The sequence below is a fragment of the Solirhodobacter olei genome, assembly GCF_004010155.1.
GTDB classification, from domain to species: domain Bacteria; phylum Pseudomonadota; class Alphaproteobacteria; order Rhodobacterales; family Rhodobacteraceae; genus Solirhodobacter; species Solirhodobacter olei.
The window spans coordinates 86,748-104,961 of sequence record NZ_RRYH01000007.1 but is presented as its reverse complement, the minus strand read 5'-3'; the positions used below and the strand labels follow the sequence as shown (position 1 = coordinate 104,961).

At 67.8% G+C, this 18,214-nt stretch carries 18 protein-coding genes; 11 read left to right on the top strand and 7 right to left on the bottom strand.

The window, feature by feature from the left end:
* Positions 1–17 precede the first annotated feature (17 nt).
* Both argC and EIP85_RS06040 read right to left on the bottom strand, forming a co-directional pair.
* Entirely contained in the window at positions 18–932 is a 915-nt protein-coding gene (gene argC / locus EIP85_RS06045) for an N-acetyl-gamma-glutamyl-phosphate reductase (protein WP_127901266.1), read from the bottom strand.
* A 206-nt stretch (positions 933–1,138) separates the two neighbouring features.
* A complete protein-coding gene (locus EIP85_RS06040) occupies positions 1,139–1,624 on the bottom strand; it encodes a DUF2938 domain-containing protein (protein ID WP_127901265.1) in 486 nt (161 codons plus the stop codon).
* A gap of 244 nt (positions 1,625–1,868) precedes the next feature.
* Between EIP85_RS06040 and EIP85_RS06035 the strand changes: the two genes are divergently transcribed.
* The 4 genes from EIP85_RS06035 to EIP85_RS06020 all read left to right on the top strand — a co-directional run bounded on the left by EIP85_RS06035 (position 1,869) and on the right by EIP85_RS06020 (position 5,962).
* A complete protein-coding gene (locus EIP85_RS06035; protein WP_127901264.1) occupies positions 1,869–2,870 on the top strand; it encodes a taurine ABC transporter substrate-binding protein in 1,002 nt (333 codons plus the stop codon).
* A 57-nt stretch (positions 2,871–2,927) separates the two neighbouring features.
* Positions 2,928–3,746 (top strand): ABC transporter ATP-binding protein, encoded by an 819-nt coding sequence (locus tag EIP85_RS06030; RefSeq protein ID WP_127901263.1) that lies wholly within the window; start codon positions 2,928–2,930, stop codon positions 3,744–3,746.
* Entirely contained in the window at positions 3,743–4,987 is a 1,245-nt protein-coding gene (locus EIP85_RS06025) for an ABC transporter permease (RefSeq protein WP_127901262.1), read from the top strand. The genes EIP85_RS06030 and EIP85_RS06025 overlap by 4 nt, the downstream gene beginning before the upstream one ends.
* A gap of 102 nt (positions 4,988–5,089) precedes the next feature.
* Entirely contained in the window at positions 5,090–5,962 is an 873-nt protein-coding gene (locus EIP85_RS06020; protein WP_127901261.1) for a flagellar motor protein MotB, read from the top strand.
* Positions 5,963–6,005: 43 nt separating this feature from the next.
* Here the strand turns inward: EIP85_RS06020 and EIP85_RS06015 are convergent, their stop codons facing one another.
* Positions 6,006–6,854, bottom strand: a complete 849-nt coding sequence (locus EIP85_RS06015; protein ID WP_127901260.1) for a helix-turn-helix transcriptional regulator — start codon at positions 6,852–6,854, stop codon at positions 6,006–6,008.
* A gap of 99 nt (positions 6,855–6,953) precedes the next feature.
* Between EIP85_RS06015 and EIP85_RS06010 the strand changes: the two genes are divergently transcribed.
* Entirely contained in the window at positions 6,954–7,850 is an 897-nt protein-coding gene (locus EIP85_RS06010; protein ID WP_127901259.1) for an SDR family oxidoreductase, read from the top strand.
* A 103-nt stretch (positions 7,851–7,953) separates the two neighbouring features.
* Positions 7,954–9,501, top strand: coding sequence for a flagellar hook protein FlgE (locus EIP85_RS06005; RefSeq protein WP_338325338.1), 1,548 nt, complete (start codon positions 7,954–7,956; stop codon positions 9,499–9,501).
* Between the two features lie 50 nt (positions 9,502–9,551).
* Here EIP85_RS06005 and EIP85_RS05995 read toward each other — a convergent pair whose 3' ends face one another.
* Together EIP85_RS05995 and EIP85_RS05990 are read right to left on the bottom strand one after the other, a co-directional pair.
* Positions 9,552–9,911, bottom strand: coding sequence for a flagellar biosynthesis protein FlgN (locus tag EIP85_RS05995; RefSeq protein ID WP_127901258.1), 360 nt, complete (start codon positions 9,909–9,911; stop codon positions 9,552–9,554).
* The gene (locus tag EIP85_RS05990) at positions 9,898–10,197 is read right to left on the bottom strand and encodes a rod-binding protein (RefSeq protein WP_127901257.1); all 300 of its coding nucleotides are present in this window, start codon (positions 10,195–10,197) and stop codon (positions 9,898–9,900) included. The genes EIP85_RS05995 and EIP85_RS05990 overlap by 14 nt, the downstream gene beginning before the upstream one ends.
* A gap of 1,973 nt (positions 10,198–12,170) precedes the next feature.
* Between EIP85_RS05990 and fliK the strand changes: the two genes are divergently transcribed.
* Positions 12,171–12,569, top strand: coding sequence for a flagellar hook-length control protein FliK (gene fliK / locus EIP85_RS22740; protein ID WP_164871653.1), 399 nt, complete (start codon positions 12,171–12,173; stop codon positions 12,567–12,569).
* Positions 12,570–12,580: 11 nt separating this feature from the next.
* Positions 12,581–13,270, top strand: coding sequence for a flagellar hook capping FlgD N-terminal domain-containing protein (locus tag EIP85_RS05980; RefSeq protein WP_127901255.1), 690 nt, complete (start codon positions 12,581–12,583; stop codon positions 13,268–13,270).
* Positions 13,271–13,279: 9 nt separating this feature from the next.
* Here EIP85_RS05980 and ubiB read toward each other — a convergent pair whose 3' ends face one another.
* Entirely contained in the window at positions 13,280–14,809 is a 1,530-nt protein-coding gene (gene ubiB / locus EIP85_RS05975; protein ID WP_127901254.1) for a 2-polyprenylphenol 6-hydroxylase, read from the bottom strand.
* Entirely contained in the window at positions 14,810–15,562 is a 753-nt protein-coding gene (ubiE, locus tag EIP85_RS05970; RefSeq protein WP_127901253.1) for a bifunctional demethylmenaquinone methyltransferase/2-methoxy-6-polyprenyl-1,4-benzoquinol methylase UbiE, read from the bottom strand. It lies immediately after the preceding gene.
* Between the two features lie 117 nt (positions 15,563–15,679).
* Here ubiE and mutM point away from each other — a divergent pair, with 117 nt between their 5' ends.
* The 3 genes from mutM to rpsT all read left to right on the top strand — a co-directional run bounded on the left by mutM (position 15,680) and on the right by rpsT (position 17,749).
* On the top strand, positions 15,680–16,531 hold the full coding sequence (gene mutM, locus EIP85_RS05965) for a bifunctional DNA-formamidopyrimidine glycosylase/DNA-(apurinic or apyrimidinic site) lyase (protein WP_127901252.1): 852 nt from the start codon (positions 15,680–15,682) through the stop codon (positions 16,529–16,531).
* Between the two features lie 65 nt (positions 16,532–16,596).
* Positions 16,597–17,373, top strand: a complete 777-nt coding sequence (locus EIP85_RS05960; protein WP_127901251.1) for an enoyl-CoA hydratase — start codon at positions 16,597–16,599, stop codon at positions 17,371–17,373.
* 109 nt (positions 17,374–17,482) lie between these two features.
* Positions 17,483–17,749, top strand: a complete 267-nt coding sequence (gene rpsT, locus EIP85_RS05955) for a 30S ribosomal protein S20 (RefSeq protein ID WP_127901250.1) — start codon at positions 17,483–17,485, stop codon at positions 17,747–17,749.
* Positions 17,750–18,214: the final 465 nt, after the last annotated feature.

Sequence of the window (18,214 nt, the reverse complement as noted above, 5' to 3'; positions counted from 1 at the left end):
CTGCGGTGAAAGGCCGGTCAGAGACCGGCGGTTTCGGGCAGGCCGAGCATCAGGTTGAGGTTCTGCACCGCTGCGCCTGAGGCGCCCTTGCCGAGGTTGTCGAGGACGGCGACCAGAAGGGCGGTGCCGGTCTCGGGGCGGCCATGGAGGGAGAGTTCCAGCCGGTTGGTGCCGTTCAGCGCCTGCGGGTTGATGCGAGGGCCGTAGTGGTCGGCGGGGACGACGGCAACGAAGGGTTCGTTCGCGTAATGCGCCTTGAGCGCCGATTCGACCGCCGCGAAGCCCTTGGCGTCGAGGTGGAGCGGCAGGTGGACGGCCATGCCCTGGGCATACTGGCCGACGGAGGGCGCGAAGATCGGCGGGGTGGTGAGGCACCCGTGGGCCACGATCTCGGGCAGGTGCTTGTGGGTCTGACCCATGCCATAGAGGAAGCCGCCGGTGACCTCGCCACCCTCGAATTCCGCGATCATCGACTTGCCGCCGCCGGTGTAGCCGGAGACGCCGGCGAGGCTGAGCGCCTGCTCCGGGGCGATCAGACCGGCCTCGACGAGGGGCCGGATCATCGCGATGGCGCAGGTTGCCCAGCAGCCCGGATTCGACACTTTCGCTGCAGTTTTGATGATGTCCCGCTGGCCCTGGGTCATCTCCGGGAAGCCGTAGATCCAGTCGTCCGCGGTGCGGTGCGCGGTCGAGGCGTCGATCAGCCGGACGGGAAGATGCGCGGTCTCGGCCGCGATCTCGCGGGCGGCGGCATCGGGCAGGCAGAGGATCGCGACCTCGGCCTCGGCGAAGGCGGCGAGGCGGGCGGCGGGGTCCTTCCGCCGCTCGGGGTCGATGCGGATCAGCTCGATATCGGCGCGCGGGGCAAGGCGCTCGCGGATCTGCAGACCCGTGGTACCCGCTTCGCCATCGATGAAGACCTTATGCGCCATGTTCGCCTCCGTTTGCCGTTGGGATATGCGGCGGGGGAGGGAAAGTGCAAGAAAAACCTAAAGCCGCGCGCGGTGGGGCGGCGGTGTCATGCTGCGGCGCGACGAAATCCTGGGGTCAAGGTTCTGAAAAGGTGCGAAAAAACCGATACCGTTAAAGCACCGCTTTTGCACCGCTTTCGCACCGCACAAGACCGGCGTTCGCGGCCCTAGCCGAGCGCGGCCAGGACCAGCGCCGAAAGCCAGAGGCCGAGGCCGAAGACGACATGCGCGGCCAGCCCCAGCCCCCGCGCCGTCCAGGGATTCGGCGCGCGGGAGGCGGCGATGCCGTTGCCCATGCAGGGGCTCATCACCAGCCAGCCCAGAAGCACCGTGCCGACGCCGACCACCATCGCCGGGCCGAGCGTCGGCGCGGCGGCCCAGGCGGGGCCCTGCCAGATCAGGAGACCTGCCGCGAAGACGATGCCGGTGAGGTAATGGCCGAGCCAGCCGATCGCCGACTCGCCCCGTACCGGCGCCGCTGCGGAGATATCGGCATGGCAGAGGCGGCCACGGGCAAGATGGGCGAACCAGCGGCCGGGCAGTTTCCAGGCCGGTGGCGGCGTGCCGCGCAGGCGGGCGACGAGACGGCCCCAGAGATCGAAGAGGAGCGTCGTAGCGATGCCCATGAACAGGCTCTGTTCCAGCAGGATCATGCGTTTCCTTCCCCGTGAGCTTGGCGGCAGGCTGGCCGCAACGCGCGGCGGGCGCAATGCCAAAGCGGCAGGACCCCCCGCGGCGCGTGGGCCGGACGGGGCGCCCAAATAATGGGCAAAACGGGCATTTCGGGGCAGGGCGAGGGGAAAAGTCCGGCACGGCCTATGGGATTCCGGCGCCACCGGCGCTACAATCGGAAATTCGTGATTGCAACAAAACCAATAGAACAGGGGGGCTTGACCGATGAAGAGATCATGGTTCGCCGGGCTGATATTGGCAGGGATGCTGAACGTGCCTGCGGGCCCGGCGGCGGCGCAGAGCGGGATCACCATCGCATATTTCCAGGAATGGGCGATGCCGTTCGAATATGCCAAGGCCAAGGGCGAGATTTCCAAGGCGATGGGCGTTCCTGTGACCTGGCGCAGCTTCGACACCGGTACGGCGATGAGCGCGGCGATGGCCTCGGGTGACGTGCAGCTGGCGATCAGCCAGGGCGTGCCGCCCTTCATCGTGGCGGCCTCTGCCGGCCAGGACCTGCAGGTGGTCGATGTCGCGGTCAGCTATTCGGGCAACGACAATTGCGTCGTCTCGAATCGGCTGGACATCGACAAGACCAACGCGAAGGAGCTTGCCGGCAAGAAGGTCGCGGTGCCGATCGGCACGGCGGCGCAATACGATTTCCTGAAGCAGATGGCGCATTTCGGGGTGGATACCTCGGGCATGCAGGTGGTCGACATGGCCCCGCCGGAGGGCGCGGTTGCGCTGGCGCAGGGCAATGTGGACATGGCCTGCGGCTTTGGCGGCGGCCTTCAGCGGATGGAGCAGGTGGGCCATGTGCTGCTGACCGGGCCGGAGAAGGACGCGATCGGCCTGCATGTCTATGACGTGATCTCCTCTCCCGCGCAGTTCGTTGACGAGCATCCGGGCCTGGTGACCAAGTTCCTGGGCGAGATGCACAAAATGAACGACATGTGGAACTCCGGCGCGGCGGCGCAGAAGGAGATGCTGCCTGTCATCGCCAAGGACGCGGGCATGGATCTGCCGGCGGCGACCTCGATGATGAAGGGGTTCAAGTTCCTCAGCCTCGATCAGGCCCTGTCCAAGGACTGGATGGCCGGTGGGGTGGCCGCGAACCTGAAGGACGTGGGCGACTTCTTCGTGAAGACCGGGAACATCCCGAAGGCGCGACCGAGCTATGCGGATGCCGTCAACATCGGGCCGCTGAAGGCGCTGAAGGGCATGTAGCTCTGCCTGCCGGGCGGCCGTAACCCGCGGTCCGGCAGGCGTGAGATCGGGGAAACCATGACGCACGCGAATTCCGGCCTGTCGGTCCAGAGTGTTTCCATGCGCTTCGACCTGCCGAATGGGGTCTCCGTTCAGGCGCTGCAGGATGTCTCCATCGACCTCGCGGAGGGGGAGCTTCTGTCGGTGCTCGGCCCCTCCGGCTGTGGGAAGACGACCCTTCTGAACATCATCGCGGGCTTCCTGGCCCCAAGCGCGGGGCGCGTGACGCTGGACGGCAAGCCGGTCGAGGGGCCGGGGCCGGAACGGGGCATGGTGTTCCAGCAGGGCGCGCTTTTCGAGTGGATGAACGTCCGCAAGAACGTGGATTTTGGCCCTAGAATGAAGGGGATGGCCCGAACAGAGCGGGATCGGATCACCGATCATCTGCTCGACACCGTGGGCCTTTCCGGGTTCAAGGAGAAGGCGGTCTACGAGCTTTCCGGCGGGATGCAGCAGCGCGTGGCGCTGGCGCGGTGCCTGGCGAACGACCCCGAGGTGATCCTGATGGACGAGCCGCTCGGCGCACTCGACGCGCTGACGCGGGAGAAGATGCAGGGGCTGGTCCTGCGGCTGTGGAAGGAGACGGGGAAGACCGTCGTCCTCATCACCCATTCCGTGGAAGAGGCTCTATTACTGGGCGAAAGGCTCATTGTCATGGCGCCGCGGCCGGGGCGGATCTTTCGCGAATACCGCCTGCCCTTTGCCGAAAGGGGGGTGGGCGCGGATCTGCGCGAGGTGAAGAAGTCGGAAGGCTTCGCCGAGACCCGTGACGAGATCCTGGAGATGATCTGGGGCATGGAGGAGGAGATCATGGGCCGCGCGGAGGCGGCGCTATGATCCTGCTGCTGCTCTATGCCTGCCTGTTCGCGGCGGCTTTCGTCGTGGTGCAGTTCCTGCGGGGAAAGACCCAGAAAAAGGGTCTGTCCCGGCTGAAAACGGTTACATTCGGCGATGCGAGCGCGGTCGAGGCGGACCGGGCGGCCTCTGTCATCTCGGTGCTGGTGGTGTTCCTGGTCTGGGGGGCGTTCACCGGCTCCGCCTGGGTTCCGGTGCATGTGCCCGGGCCGTTCACGGGCACGACCTCCTTCACCTATACGCTGCGGGACCCCGCCGGGGCGAAGGCCGAGGGCAAGGTGGATGTGCAGGTCTACCGCGTCGGGCATGAGCCGACCCTTCCGAAGCCCGCGCCGGCGGCCGGCTTCGCGCCCAACGCGGTGGCCAAGGTCGCGGCCTGGCGCACGGTGCTGGTGCGCCACGGCGGGCCGAAGGGGGCCAAGGTCGTGGCCGTCGACGGCAAGCCGGTGGTCACGGACAAGCCGATGCGGGTGGCGGACGGCACGGTAACGGTGACACGGCGCGGATCCTTCAGCTTCGCGCCGGACCAGGGCATGCAGATGCAGCCGATCTGGCTGCCGCCGCCCGAGGCCGTCGTCGCCCGCTTCATCGACATCTCCGAGAACGGGTTCCAGAACATCCCGCTGTGGGTTCACCTCGGATCCTCGCTGATGCGGGTGCTGGCGGGCTTCGCGCTGGGCTCGATCGTCGGCATCCCGCTGGGCTATGCGATGGGCCTTTCGGGCTGGTGGAGAGGCTGGTTCGACCCGATCGTGGAGTTCATGCGCCCGGTCCCGCCGCTGGCGCTGATCCCGCTTGTCATCATCTGGTTCGGGATCTGGGAGACCGGGAAGATCGTGCTGCTGTTTCTCGCCGCGCTCTGGATCATGGTGATCGCGGCGCGGGCGGGGGTCTCCGGCGTGCGGATCTCGAAGATCCACGCGGCCTATTCGCTGGGGGCCTCGCGCTGGCAGATCCTGTGGCACGTGATCGTGCCGAACTCGCTGCCGGAGCTTTTCACCGGCGCGCGGGTGGCGATGGGGGTCTGCTGGGGCACGGTGGTGGCCGCCGAGCTGGTGGCGGCGCAGAAGGGGGCGGGGATGATGATCATCGTCGCCTCCAAGTTCCAGATGACCGACGTCGTGGTGATGGGGATCATCCTGATCGGCATCATCGGCTACGGCATCGACATGCTGATGCGCCTGGCCGAGCGGGCGCTGGTGCCCTGGAAGGGGCGCGGATGATGCCCCGCAAATGCCCCGTTTCCGCCTGTTTCGGTTAAAGCCGCGTTCATAGCGCGCCCCTACTCCTTCGCCCCGGGTGGACGAACAGGTGGGACACGGGACATGCAGGCGAATGCAGCGCCAATCATCATCAAGCGCAAGAAGGTCGTCGCGGGCGGCGGGCATCACGGCGGGGCTTGGAAGGTGGCCTATGCCGACTTCGTCACCGCGATGATGACCTTCTTCCTGCTGATGTGGCTTCTCAACGCGACGACCGAAAAGCAGCGCAAGGGGATCGCGGACTATTTCAGCCCGAACATTCCGATCAATCGCGTCTCCGGCGGCGGCGACGGTGCATTTGGCGGCGACAGCATTTTCACGGAAAAGACCATGGCCCACAGCGGCACCGGCGCATCGCGCATGCATCCGACCGCAAGCCACAAGGCCCGCGGCGTGACCGGCACGACCAGCGTCACCGCCCCGGGCCGGCAGGACAGCACCGCCGTCGCCGGGGCTCAGCCGAACACCGCCGCCGCGCTGAAGAGCGTGGAGAAGGACCTGCTGGGCACCAGCGGCGAAAGCAACGAGATGAAGGACCCGCTGCGCCATATCGTGACCCGGATCACCGACGAGGGGCTGATCGTGGAGATCTTCGACCTGCAGGATTCGCCTCTCTTTCAGCCCGAAACGGCCCAGCCGCGGCCCGTGATGCGCGATATCGCGAAGCTCCTGTCGCAGGCCTTCGGGATCGTCACCAACCGGGTCGCGGTGAACGGCCATGTGAAGAGCTACCCGGTGGTGCTGAAGAACAACCCGGTCTGGGACCTCTCCACCGCGCGGGCGCAAAAGGTGCGCGACCTGCTGCAGGGCGCGGGCCTCGACCGGATGCGGATGGAGCGGGTGACGGGCTACGCCGACCGCAAGCCCGCCGTCCAGAACCCCGAGGCGATCCGGAACAACCGCATCGACGTCATCCTGCTGCGCGACGGCAAGTAAGCTGCGGCCGTTCGGGGACTGGGCGGGGGTGCGGCCCTGCCCCTTACGGCGCTGCGGCCTGCGCCAGGATCCGGGCGGCATCCTCCGGATCGGTGGGGTTGTAGACGACCATCGCCAGGTCGGGCCGGCCATCGACCGAGAACGACGAATACTCGATCTCCACCTCCCCCAGCAGGGGATGCAGCATGGTCTTCAGGCCGCCGCCGAGGGTCGCGATCTCTGTCCCGCGCCAGAGCGCCTCGAACTCCGGGCTGCGGCGGCAGAGGTCGGCGACGCGGCGCTCGACCTCCTCCGCGCTGCCGGCGCGGGCGACATCGGCGCGGAAGGCACCGACGATGAACCGTGTCGCGGCGGTCCAGTCCGGAAAGCGGGAGCGCACCGCCGGATTGCAGAAGAGCTGGACCAGAATATTGCGGTCTTCAGGTGGAATAGAGCCATAATCGCCCAGAAGCACCGGCGCCGTCCGGTTCCAGGCCACCACGTCCCAGGCCAGGGTGCGGATCATCGCGGCGGCCGGCACCATCGCGTCGAGCACGCGCTGCAGGCGGGGCGAAACCCCGGCCTCCTGCTGGCGCAGATGTCGTTCCGGCGGGCGGCCGAGGCCGATCAGGAACAGATGCTCGCGCTCCGCGTCCGTCAGCATCAGTGCGCGGGAGAGCCGGTCGAGCACATCGGCGGAGGGCGCCCCGCCGCGGCCCTGTTCCAGCCAGGTGTACCAGGTCGGGCTGATATTGGCCCGTGCCGCGACCTCCTCCCGTCGCAGGCCCGGGGTGCGGCGGCGGCCGGGCGGAAAGCCGAACGCCGCCGGGTCGAGCTGCGCCCGCCGGTCCTTCAGGTAGCAGCCGAGCGGATTGCCGGCAGGCGAGCGCGCGGAGATGGGGCGGGCGGGCATAGGCAGCCTGTTAGCTTAAATAATAGGATAAAGTCACTACTTTAACAGGATAGCATGGGCGCCGAGATATGTCTCCAGTGAAACCAGGGAGACTCGGGCATGCGGGTTTTTGTGACAGGCGCCACCGGCTTCATCGGCAGCGCGACGGTGAAGGATCTGATCGCGGCGGGGCATGAGGTGACCGGCCTCGCGCGTTCGGCGGAGAAGGCGAAGGCGCTGGCGGCGGCCGGGGCGGAGGTGCTGATGGGCACGGTGGAGCAGGCGGAGATCCTGCGCCAGGGCGTGGAGCGGGCGGATGGGGTGATCCATACCGCGTTCAACCACGATTTCTCTCAATTCAAGCTGAATTGCGAGAATGACCGGCGCGTCATCGGCACCCTGGCCGAGGCGCTGGCGGGCAGCGACAGGCCGCTTCTGGTGACGTCGGGCACCGGTGCCGCCACGGGAGTGACGGGCCGACCGGTGACCGAGGAGGATTCGGCGCTGAGTGCAGACGAGATGCCCCGCGGCGCCTCGGAGGAGGCCGCGCGGGCGGCCAGGGCCGAGGGCGTGAACGTCACCATCATGCGGTTGCCGCAGGTGCATGACAGGACGCGCGCGGGGCTGGTGAACGTCCTGCTGGCGCTGGGGTATCAGCATGGCTTTCTCGGCTATCTCGGGGATGGGTCGAACCGATGGCCGGCGGCGCATGTCACCGACGTCGCGCGGCTCTACCGGCTGGCGCTGGAGGCGGCGCGGCCCGGTACGGTCTGCAACGCCGTGGCCGAAGAGGGGATCGCGGTGAAGCAGATCCTCGAGGTGCTGGGCACACGGCTGGGCATGAGGGTCGCCCCGGTCGCGCCCGAGGCGGCGGAGGGCTATTTCGGCTGGCTCGGTCCCCTTGCCGGCACCGACCTCGCCGCCTCGAGCGCGCTGACGCGGGAGCGGCTGGGCTGGGCGCCCGCGGGCCCTGCGCTGCTGGACGATCTGGCCGCTTTCGAGCCGGCGCAGGGCTAGGGCCGGGCGCGGCGGCGGGGGGGCCCGCCGCCGTTAGCCTCTTCTTAAGCCGCGGCTGCGAGAGTGCCGGCGTCAGACTCGACGCAGCAGAAAGGCGCAGCCGATGACGATTTCCTCCTCGCTCCACGCGGCCGTGGCCGGGCTGAACGTGAATGCCTCGGCGCTGGGCGCGATCTCGGACAATATCGCGAACTCGAACACCTACGGCTACAAGCGCACGGTGACCGATTTCGAGTCGCTGGTGACGACCGGGTCCGCCTCCACCGCCTCCTATTCCTCGGGTGGGGTGCGGGCGATCTCCAGCCGCGCGGTGGACCAGACCGCCTCGCTGGTATCGACCCAGAACCCGCTGGACATCGCGGTGAACGGGCGCGGGATGCTGCCGGTCACCAGCGCAGCATCGGTGGCGGACGGGACCGCCGAGCTGCCCCTGATGATGACGGCGACGGGGGCCTTCCACACCAATTCCGATGGCGTGCTGGAGACGACATCGGGCCTGGCGCTGCTGGGCTGGCCGGCCAATGCCGATGGCACGATCGACACCTTCCCGCGCGACACGATCACCGGGCTGCAGCCGGTGGTGATCCGCCCCAACCAGACCGCCGGCGACCCGACGACGAAGATGACGCTGGGGGTGAACCTGCCGGCGACGGCGACGGAATCCACCGCGAGCGGGGATACAGAGCCGCTTTCGGTCGAATATTACGGGAACCTCGGCGAGGCGCAGCAGCTCAATATCACCTTCGTGCCGACGATCCCGGCCACGGGCGCCTCCAACGAATGGACGATGACGATCAAGGATTCGGCGCAGGCGGGTGCGGTGATCGGGCAGTATACGCTGACTTTCGACGATACCCGCGGGGCCGGCGGCACGCTCGCCTCCGTCACCACGCTGTCAGGCGGGGCCTATGACGCGGCCAACGGCACGCTGGCGCTGACCGTGGCGGGCGGGCCGATCACCATGACCATCGGCAAGGTCGGCGATACGAACGGGCTGACCCAGCTTTCGAACACCTTCGCGCCGACCGCGATCACCAAGGACGGCTCTCCGGTCGGCAACCTGACCTCTGCCACGATCGACAAGAACGGGCTGATTACGGCGAGCTATGACACCGGCTTCACCCGCGTCATCTACCAGGTGCCGGTGATCGACGTGCCCAGCCCCAACGGCCTGACCGCGCTCGACAACCAGGCCTATGCCGTCTCGCCGCAAAGCGGTTCGTTCTTCCTCTGGAACGCCGGGCAGGGCCCGACCGGGACGATCTCCGGCTACGCGCTGGCCTCCTCCAACACCGACCTGGCGCAGGAACTCACGAACCTGATCCAGACACAGCGGGCCTATTCCTCCAACGCGAAGGTCGTACAGACTGTGGGGTTATCGCCGGCCATCGATACGGTCTTGCCGGTGGAGATCTGGTTTTGCACGGTGCCGAGCTGGTCGTTGATATTCTGCAGCGACTGCAGCGCAACCATGGCGCTGGAGTTGGTCAGGATTGAAGACATAGGGTTTCCCTTTGCAATGCGGCGCTTTTCGCCGGTTTGGAACGGCCGCGTTTGGCGGCGTTTCCGGCGTTCTGACCGGTACGGCGGGGATCGCCCGGCCGCGCCATCCTGCTTGGATGCGGGCCCATTGATGGACCCGGAATCCTAAGGCTTCGCTAAGGTTCCCTGGCCTTTTTCGGGCATTTCCGTGAAATTCGCCTACGCGCGCCGCTCGAGTTGACCAGCGCCGGGTGCGAGGCCATTGCGGCGGCCCTCTGCATCGTAGGTTTGCGGCCGGGTGGAGCCCGCGATCTCGGCCAGACGCCGGGCCGCCGCGCGCAGGCCCTGGCGCGCGGCCTCCAACGCGCCGGCATTGCGGAGCGCCTGGTTCCGCAGCCGTTCCAGCGCCTCGGGCGCGGGGGCGGGGCCGGCGAGGAGGGCGGCAAGCAGCGCCTCCTTCCGCTCGGCCACACCGTCGAGGCCGGGGAAATCGGCGCGTCGAATCAGGTCCATCTCGGACTCGAGGAGGTCGCTCAGCGCCTGCATCGGCCCCTCTGCGGCACTCTTAACGCCCGGCATCGGCGCGCTCCTTCAGCTCGGCATAGAGCTTGTCGGCGAGGCCAATTCCACCGTGTTTCACCATGGCCTCCGCCTGCGCCTGATCCAGGAAGGAGGCGAATTGCGCCTCCCCAATGCCTCCGCCGAAGGCCTGTGGCGGTTTGTTGACCCCGGCGAAGTTGAGCATTTCGGCGAGGAACGAAGATTCGAGCTGCTCCGCCGCCTTGCGCAGGGCGGCATCGCGGGGAGGCGGCAGGGGGGACGGCCCCGTCGCGGGTGCGGTGATGGGCAGGATGGCATCCGGCATCGCGGCTCCTTTCTCTGACTTTTCGGCAGGATGGCCGTGATCGGGTAAAGATCGGGTAACCTGTGGCTGTCACAGTGAGGGCCGTCGGGAGAAACCGGTGTGCCATGATCTTCGTGATGCCCAGTTCGGATACGATGCCCCGGAAGCCAGGGCGGTCCCACGCGCCTGCGGGCGGGGGCGGCGGGGCTGCGTTCCTTTCGGATATGGACGCACTGCTGGCCGTCGATTCTGCAGCTGGACAGGGCGCACCGGAGCCGGGGGCGGCAAAGCCGGATAAGATTGGGCCGGCGGATGCGGCCAAGGAATCGGCTCTGACTCAGCCTGATCGGGCAAAAGTGGCGCGGTCGGAGGGGCCGCTTAAGCGGAATCGGAAGGGGTTCGCTGCGGAACAGGCCGCAGCTGCGGCGGGATTCGTGGTGCCTGCCCTGGAGACGCCTGGCCCGCCCCCGGCGCAGGATGTGCCTGTCGCCACCCCCGGACAGATCCGGCTGGCGGTGCGTGCGGCGGCGGGGGGTGGTCAGGGTGTGCTTCAGCCGACCGTCGTGACAGGGCGGGTGGATTTGGAGCCGCCCGGAGCAGCGGCTGTGTCGACGGTGGACACCGGGAGTGAGACCGCTCCGGTTGTGGCATCTTCGACCCCGGTGCGCGCAGCGATTGGGGGCGCGGCGATGGCCGCAGCGGGGGCGCTGACAGATCATGTGGCTCAGTGGGTCGAAACCGTGCCAGCCAGGCCGCAGGCGGCAGCGTGGGAGTCGGGGCGGCTTCAGGCGCCGGGCGCTGAGTTGGCGAAACGCGCGGTGTCGCCGGTTCGGGGGCCGGACATGAACCCCGAAGCGGCGAGGCAGCAGCACGTGCCGGAGGGCAATGCACCGGTGCGGCGAAGCGATCATGGCGGGCGGGTTGCCCGGGCATTTGTGCCGGATGGGCCCGCTTTAGGGGTGGCCGGCAGCGCGAAGGCGAGGGTGCCGGAGGGAGGGCCGAAACCCCATGTGGAAGGTGCGCGCCCGCCGCGCGGTCGGGGACCGGCAAGTTCGGAGCGCGCGGCAGTGGGCTGGCGCCCTGAGCCGGAGACTGGCGGCGGCGATGCGGCCCGGGCGGAGGCCGCCGGAAGGCGGGCAACGAGGCTCTCCGGGACCGCCCGGAGGGTCGTCGCTCAGCCCAGTGGGGCGGGGCGAGTAGTTGTGGGGCATGTCCCTGACGGGTCGGTGGTGTCGGCATTCGATGTCTCTGTTAAAGCCAAAGAGCTTAAATCGATGGTCGGGTCGTCGTCTGGTCCTCCGGCCTCTCAAACGGACTCTGGAGCGTCCGGGCAGGACACTGTATCGGCGGCGCGGTGGCCGGTTGTGAGCGGACGCGAGGCGGCGGTGTCTGCCCCCGGGCAGGCGAAGGGGCAGGGCCTGGTTGTGCCGAGCGCGGCGCGCGGTGAGCCGCAGACCATGGCACGGACTGCGGAGGCAGGCCCCGTTTCTCCCAGCGATAAGACGGGGACGGTGGCGCCGATCGTCGCCGCGCCTGTCATGCCTCACGCCAGGCCCGGTGGCGGTGAACCGGCAATCGGGGCGAGGGGTCGGCGCGAGACGCCTGGCATTGGTCATGTGATGGACACGTCAGGTTCTGTTAAGACCGGGGCAGTTCAACCAGTCACGGCCGTTCCCGGCGAGGCGAGTTCCCGGCAGGTGCCCCGGGCGGCAAGCCAGACCCTTCGGGATCCGGCCGAGAGGGTGGTGGGACCGCGGCATGACGCAGACGCTCATGTGCAGGCCGGTGTCGTGACGCAGCAACCGGCACAGCCCCTGGGGAGCGCGGAAGAAAAGACCCAGGAAAAGCCGGATGTCGCACAAGGGGCGGTGACGGATGCAACTCCGGGGGCGGAGAACCTGGGGACCTCGGTCCTCGCTTCCGGGGGGGCGGTGTCTGCGCCCGGCCCGGTGGCAGCGGCGGCTCCCGGGCATGACGCGCCCCCGGCTTCGCCCATGGCGCAGATCGCGCGGCATGTGGCAGCCGATCCCTCGGCACGCTCGGTCGAGCTGCGGCTTTCGCCGGCCGAGCTGGGGCCAGTGCAGATGGTGCTGCATCATGCGGATGCGGGGCAGATCGCCGTTACGATCCATGCCGGCCGGCCCGACACGCTCGATCTGCTGCGAAACAACATCCATGTGCTGGCGCAGGAGTTCCGCGACATCGGCTTTTCCGGGACGAGCTTCTCCTTTGGGCAGGGGTCTCAGGGCGGGGCGTTTCAGCCGATGCCGGATCACGCCCCCGCCACCCCGCCGCCGGAGGCCGCCAACGCCTTGCCGGTTCCGGAGCGACCGTTTCCGCCGCCCGGTGCCGCGCGGGCGGCGGGCGGCGGCGGACTCGACGTCAGGTTTTGAAAGGAGCCGAGATGACCAGCGATATAGCCGGCGCGACGGCGCCCAGCCCGGGGGCGAATTCGGGGTCGGGCGCGGCAAGCGGCCCGGCCTCCGCGATTACCACGAATGACGCGAATTTCAACATGTTCCTGAAGCTGCTGACCACGCAGCTGAAAAGCCAGGACCCGCTCAACCCCATGGATTCGACAGACTTTGCGGTGCAGCTTGCGACCTTCTCGGGCGTCGAGCAGCAAACCAAGACGAATTCGCTGCTGCAGAATCTTGTCGACCAGCTCGGGCAGGGCGGCATGTCGCAGTTGGCCGGCTGGATCGGGATGGAGGTGCGCAGCAGCGCGCCTGCGGCCTTTTCCGGCACGCCTCTGACGCTGGCGCCAGCGCCGGAGGCGGGGGCGGATGCTGTGACGCTGGTGGTGAAGGGCACCGACGGCACCGCGGTGGCAAGCGGGTCGATCCCGGTTTCCTCCGATCCGTTCAAGTGGGATGGCAAGGATGCCTCGGGCAATCCGCTGCCCGCCGGAAATTACACGTTCGAGCTTCAGAACTATCAGAACGGCAAGCTCGTCGGCACCGACCCGGTGGAGGCCTATTCCCGCGTGACGGAGGCGCAGACCGGCGACAGCGGCCCGGTGCTGGTGCTGGCAAGCGGGGCCAAGGTTGCGGCTTCGGATGTTACCGCGGTTCGGGCCGCGACAGAGCCTTAAGGACCGCGCCTAGAGGTGCGCGCCGATCCAGATGCCGGCCGAAGCGATCACCGCGCCGCTGAGCATCCAGACGATCGGCAGCAGCCCGCGGCGCTTGGCGGGTGGGGCTGCGTGCTCCGTCTGGCGCAGAAGCTGCGATTCCACCAGATGCGGCAGGCGCGGGCCGAACCTGGCGAGCACGCGGGCGGTGCGGGCCAGATCGCGCAGCGCCGCGGCAGGGCCCACGTTCTGGCGGATATAGCCTTCGACGATCGGTCGGGAGACTTCCCAGATGTTGATATGGGGGTAGAGCGAGCGAGAGACGCCCTCCACCACCACCATGGTGCGCTGCAGCAGGATCAGCTCGGTTCGGGTCTGCATCCCGAACCGCTCGGTTACCTCGAAGAGATAGGCCAGGAGGCGGGCCATGGAGATGCGGGAGGCGTCCATGCCGAAGATCGGCTCGCCCACGACCCGTAGCGCCCGGGCAAAATCGTCCACGTTGCGGTCTGCGGGGACATAGCCGGCCTCGAAATGCACCTCGGCCACCCGGGTATAGTCGCGCTTGATGAACCCGTAGAGGATCTCGGCATAGACCCGGCGGGTATACTCGTCGATCCGGCCCATGATGCCGAAGTCATAGGTGACGATATCGCCGTTCGCGGCGACCTTCATGTTGCCCTGGTGCATGTCGGCGTGGAAGAAGCCGTCGCGCAGCGCGTGGCTGAGGAAGAGGCGCAGGACCCGCTCGCCAATCTCCGCCCGGTCGATGCCGGCGGCGTCGAGCTGTGCATTGTCGCCGATCGGCATCCCCTCGGCCCAGGTGATGGTCATCACCTGCCGGGCGGAATAGGCCCAGACCGGTTCTGGCACGCGGATGCCTTCGTCCTTGGCCGTGTTGGCGGCGAATTCGGAGGCGGCGGAGGCTTCCAGCCGCAGGTCCAACTCGCCCAGCACGACGCCCTCAAAATGGGCGACAACCTCGGTCGGGCGCAGGCGGCGGGTGCCGGGCAGGAGGAGCTCGATCGCAGAGGCGGCGAAGTAGAACGCGTCTATGTCGCGGCGGAAGGCGCGCTCGATCCCCGGCCGCAGGATCTTAACCGCCACCTCGCGCCCATCCTCGGCCAGCCGGGCGCGGTGCACCTGGGCGATGGAGGCGGCGGCGACCGGCTCGGAAAATTCCGAGAAGATCGCGTCCACCTTCACATCCAGTTCCTCCTCCAGCATGCGCTTGGCGGTGCCGATCGGGAAGGGCGGGAGCTTGTCCTGCAGGTAGCGGAGCTGGTCGGCCATCTCCTGGCCCACCACATCGGGGCGGGTCGAGAGGATCTGGCCGAACTTGATATAGGCCGGCCCCAGCGCGGTGATCGCGCGGGTCGTCGGCGGCAGGCTGGTGTCGCCCTTCAGGCCCAGCCATTTGAACGGCCAGCCCAGCACCCGGGCGGCGAGGCGCAGGCGGGGCGGGGCGTTTACCGCCTCGAGAACGGCATGCATCGCGCCGGTGCGTTCCAGCGTGGCGCCGGTGCGGATCAGCCGCCAGATGTTGTGGGGGCCGCGCACCTAGAGCTTCCAGCCCGAATGCAGCGCCGCGATGCCGAGTGTCAGGTTCCGGTATTTCACCTGTCCGAAGCCGGCCTGACGGATCAGGGTGGCGAAGCTCTCCTGATCGGGGAACTTGCGGATCGATTCCACGAGGTACTGGTAGCTGTCGCGGTCGTTCGCCACGATCTGGCCCATCACCGGGATCACGTTGAAGGAATAGCGGTCATAGGCCCATTGCAGCCCGTCGTTCGGGATCCGGCTGAATTCGAGAACCATCAGCCGCCCGCCAGGGCGCAGGACGCGGTAGGCCTCGGCCAGCGCGTCGGGGATGCGGGTGACGTTCCTGATGCCGAAGCTGATGGTGTAGACGTCGAAGCTGTTGTCGGCGAAGGGCAGGGCCATCGCGTCGCCCACCACCCAGTCGAGGCTGTCGGCCATCTGCTCCGCCTCGGCGCGGTGACGGCCCTCGACAAGCATCGATTCGGTCATGTCGAGCACGGTGGCCTGCGCGGTCGGGGCGCGCTTGAGAAACCGGAAGGAGATGTCCCCGGTGCCGCCGGCAACGTCGAGCAGCTTCTGGCCCGGCCGCGGCGCGAGCCAGTCCATCATCGCGTCTTTCCAGAGCCGGTGGACCCCGCCGGACATCAGGTCGTTCATCAGATCGTATTTCGAGGCGACCCGGGTGAAGACGCCATGCACCATGCCGGCCTTGTCTTCCTCGGCCACGGTCTGGAAGCCGAAATGCGTCGTCTTTGCGCTGTCTTCGCTCATCGGGCCTTGCCGTCGGTTCAAAGGTGCCCCCCTTATAGGCCGCCGGCGCGCCGACACAATGCGACAGTGCGGCGAGCCGCTGGGGCGAAAGTGACGGCGCGCCGCTTGGAGGGAGATATGCCGGAACTGCCTGAAGTCGAAACGGTGCGCCGCGGGTTGATCCCGGCGATGGAGGGCAGGCGGATCGCGCGGGCGGAGGTGCGCCGTCCCGATCTGCGCTGGCCCCTGCCGGAACGGATGGCCGAGCGTCTGACCGGCGCGCGCGTGGAGCGGCTGCGGCGGCGCTCGAAATACATCCTCGTCGATCTCGACACCGGCGAGACGCTGATCGTGCATCTGGGCATGTCGGGGCGGATGCTGGTCTCCGGTGCGATGCTGGGACAGTTCCACCAGGATCATCCGGCGCCCGCCAAGCACGACCATGTCGTGCTCGACATGGAGGGCGGCGCGCGGGTCACCTTCAACGACGCCCGGCGCTTCGGGATGATGGATCTGGCGCCCACCGCCTCTGCCGAGGCGCATCCGCTTCTGGCCGGGATCGGGCCGGAACCCTTGGGCAACGCGTTCAGCGAGGCCTATCTCGCCTCCCGGCTGAAGGACCGCAACACGCCGGTGAAATCGGCGCTACTGGACCAGAAGCTGGTCGCGGGCCTTGGCAACATCTATGTCTGCGAAGTGCTGTTTCGGGCCGGAATAGACCCTCGTCACCAGGCCGGGCGGATCGCCCCGGCCCGCGCGGCGGCGCTGGTGCCGGTGATCCGCGAGGTGCTGGGCGAGGCGATCGAGGCCGGCGGCTCCAGCCTGAAGGACTATCGCCAGGCCGATGGCGAGCTCGGCTATTTCCAGCATGCGTTCCGGGTCTACGACCGGGAGGGCGCCCCCTGCGTCACACCAGGATGCACAGGCACGATCCGCCGCGTGGTTCAATCGGGCCGTTCCAGCTTCTTCTGCCCGATCTGCCAGCGCTGAGCCGCGCCCCGGCTTGCGCGGGCGGTCGCGGCTGCTATGCAGGGGCGAACGCGAAGGAGGGCGGGATGGCTTACAACACCCTGATCGTGGAGATCGCCGAGGGCGTGGCGCTGGTTCGGCTGAATCGACCGAAGGCGCTGAACGCGCTGAGTGCGGAGCTTCTGTCCGAACTGGCCGAGGCGCTGGCCGCCCTCGACGCCGACGCGGCGGTGCGCTGCATCGTGCTGACCGGTTCCGAAAAGGCTTTTGCCGCCGGAGCGGATATCCGCGAGATGGCGGAGAAGAGCTTCGTCGAGGTGTTTTCCTCGGACCTCTTCACCCCCGAGACGGAGGCGCTGCTGCGCGTGCGCAAGCCGATGATTGCGGCAGTGGCGGGCTATGCGCTTGGCGGCGGCTGCGAGCTTGCGATGATGTGCGACTTCATCCTTGCCGCCGAGACCGCGAAATTCGGCCAACCGGAGATCAACCTTGGCGTCGTCGCCGGGATCGGCGGCACCCAGCGGCTGACCCGCTTCGTCGGCAAGTCGAAGGCGATGGAGATGCATCTGACCGGCCGGATGATGGATGCGGCCGAGGCGGAGCGGGCGGGTCTCGTCAGCCGGGTGGTCCCGGCCGAGAAGCTGGTGGAAGAGGCGCTGGCCGCCGCGAAGGCCATCGCGGCCAAGTCCGCCGTCACCGTCATGGCGGTGAAGGAGGCGGTCAACCGCAGCTATGAAGTGCCGCTGCGCGAGGGGCTCTTGTTCGAGCGCCGGCTCTTCCATGCGCTCTTCGCGACCGAGGATCAGAAGGAGGGCATGGCCGCTTTTCTGGAGAAGCGGCCGGCGAAATTCACCGACCGCTAGGCCCCGCCGCGAGGCCCCCGCGAAAATCCGCGTCGGGCCTGTTGACTTGCCACCGAGTCGTGCGTAGAAGCGCGGCTTCAGAATTACCCGGACGACATCGGAAGCACATATGGCCAACACGCCCCAGTCGAAGAAGCGCGCCCGCCAATCCGAGGCGCGTTATGCCGTGAACAAGGCGCGTCGCTCGCGCATCCGCACTTTCCTCCGCAAGGTGGAAGAGGCGATTGCCAGCGGGGACCAGAGCGCGGCTGCGGCAGCGCTGAAGACGGCCCAGCCGGAACTGGCGCGTGGCGTCACGAAGGGCGTGCTGCACAAGAACACCGTTGCGCGGAAAATGTCGCGCCTGTCTTCGCGGGTCAAAGCGCTCAGCGTCTGAACCTGTTGAAAACATTGAAGTTTCGCCAAGGGGCGTACCGGGTTCGGTGCGCCCTTTTCGCATTCTCCAAGGCCAGTTCGGGGCGACCGTGCCCTTTTTGCACGGCGCTTCGGATTCGCGGCACGGCAGGACGAGTCAAGCCAGAAGTTCTGTTGCGCTGCCTGAACCCCTGTTGCTAGCTTCCATACAGCGAGTCTGATCGCCTTGGGGGACATGACGCGGAGGACAGGCTCCGGACCCGGAATCGCACTGCCAAGTTGATTCCGACAGGGCCCGGAAACCCGGAAGCCGCAGCGCGGATGAGTCGGCCGAGTGGGCGCGGCTGTTCTTGTTTTGCGCGTTTGCACGCGCCGCTTCATTTGGCGGCGTTGTGGATATGTGTCCCAGGTCGAACCCTCGCGAGGGGATGTCACGCCAGGGCACTGCTCCCAGGCCGATACCCTCTTGCGCAGGCGTCCGTTTGTC

What these genes read in the sequence shown, in the direction of transcription:
- argC (WP_127901266.1), bottom strand. Translation starts at nt 932, where the DNA reads ATGGCGCATAAGGTCTTCATCGATGGCGAAGCGGGTACCACGGGTCTG.
- EIP85_RS06040 (WP_127901265.1), bottom strand. Translation starts at nt 1,624, where the DNA reads ATGATCCTGCTGGAACAGAGCCTGTTCATGGGCATCGCTACGACGCTC.
- EIP85_RS06035 (WP_127901264.1), top strand. Translation starts at nt 1,869, where the DNA reads ATGAAGAGATCATGGTTCGCCGGGCTGATATTGGCAGGGATGCTGAAC.
- EIP85_RS06030 (WP_127901263.1), top strand. Translation starts at nt 2,928, where the DNA reads ATGACGCACGCGAATTCCGGCCTGTCGGTCCAGAGTGTTTCCATGCGC.
- EIP85_RS06025 (WP_127901262.1), top strand. Translation starts at nt 3,743, where the DNA reads ATGATCCTGCTGCTGCTCTATGCCTGCCTGTTCGCGGCGGCTTTCGTC.
- EIP85_RS06020 (WP_127901261.1), top strand. Translation starts at nt 5,090, where the DNA reads ATGCAGGCGAATGCAGCGCCAATCATCATCAAGCGCAAGAAGGTCGTC.
- EIP85_RS06015 (WP_127901260.1), bottom strand. Translation starts at nt 6,854, where the DNA reads ATGCCCGCCCGCCCCATCTCCGCGCGCTCGCCTGCCGGCAATCCGCTC.
- EIP85_RS06010 (WP_127901259.1), top strand. Translation starts at nt 6,954, where the DNA reads ATGCGGGTTTTTGTGACAGGCGCCACCGGCTTCATCGGCAGCGCGACG.
- EIP85_RS06005 (WP_338325338.1), top strand. Translation starts at nt 7,954, where the DNA reads ATGACGATTTCCTCCTCGCTCCACGCGGCCGTGGCCGGGCTGAACGTG.
- EIP85_RS05995 (WP_127901258.1), bottom strand. Translation starts at nt 9,911, where the DNA reads ATGCCGGGCGTTAAGAGTGCCGCAGAGGGGCCGATGCAGGCGCTGAGC.
- EIP85_RS05990 (WP_127901257.1), bottom strand. Translation starts at nt 10,197, where the DNA reads ATGCCGGATGCCATCCTGCCCATCACCGCACCCGCGACGGGGCCGTCC.
- fliK (WP_164871653.1), top strand. Translation starts at nt 12,171, where the DNA reads ATGGCGCAGATCGCGCGGCATGTGGCAGCCGATCCCTCGGCACGCTCG.
- EIP85_RS05980 (WP_127901255.1), top strand. Translation starts at nt 12,581, where the DNA reads ATGACCAGCGATATAGCCGGCGCGACGGCGCCCAGCCCGGGGGCGAAT.
- ubiE (WP_127901253.1), bottom strand. Translation starts at nt 15,562, where the DNA reads ATGAGCGAAGACAGCGCAAAGACGACGCATTTCGGCTTCCAGACCGTG.
- mutM (WP_127901252.1), top strand. Translation starts at nt 15,680, where the DNA reads ATGCCGGAACTGCCTGAAGTCGAAACGGTGCGCCGCGGGTTGATCCCG.
- EIP85_RS05960 (WP_127901251.1), top strand. Translation starts at nt 16,597, where the DNA reads ATGGCTTACAACACCCTGATCGTGGAGATCGCCGAGGGCGTGGCGCTG.
- rpsT (WP_127901250.1), top strand. Translation starts at nt 17,483, where the DNA reads ATGGCCAACACGCCCCAGTCGAAGAAGCGCGCCCGCCAATCCGAGGCG.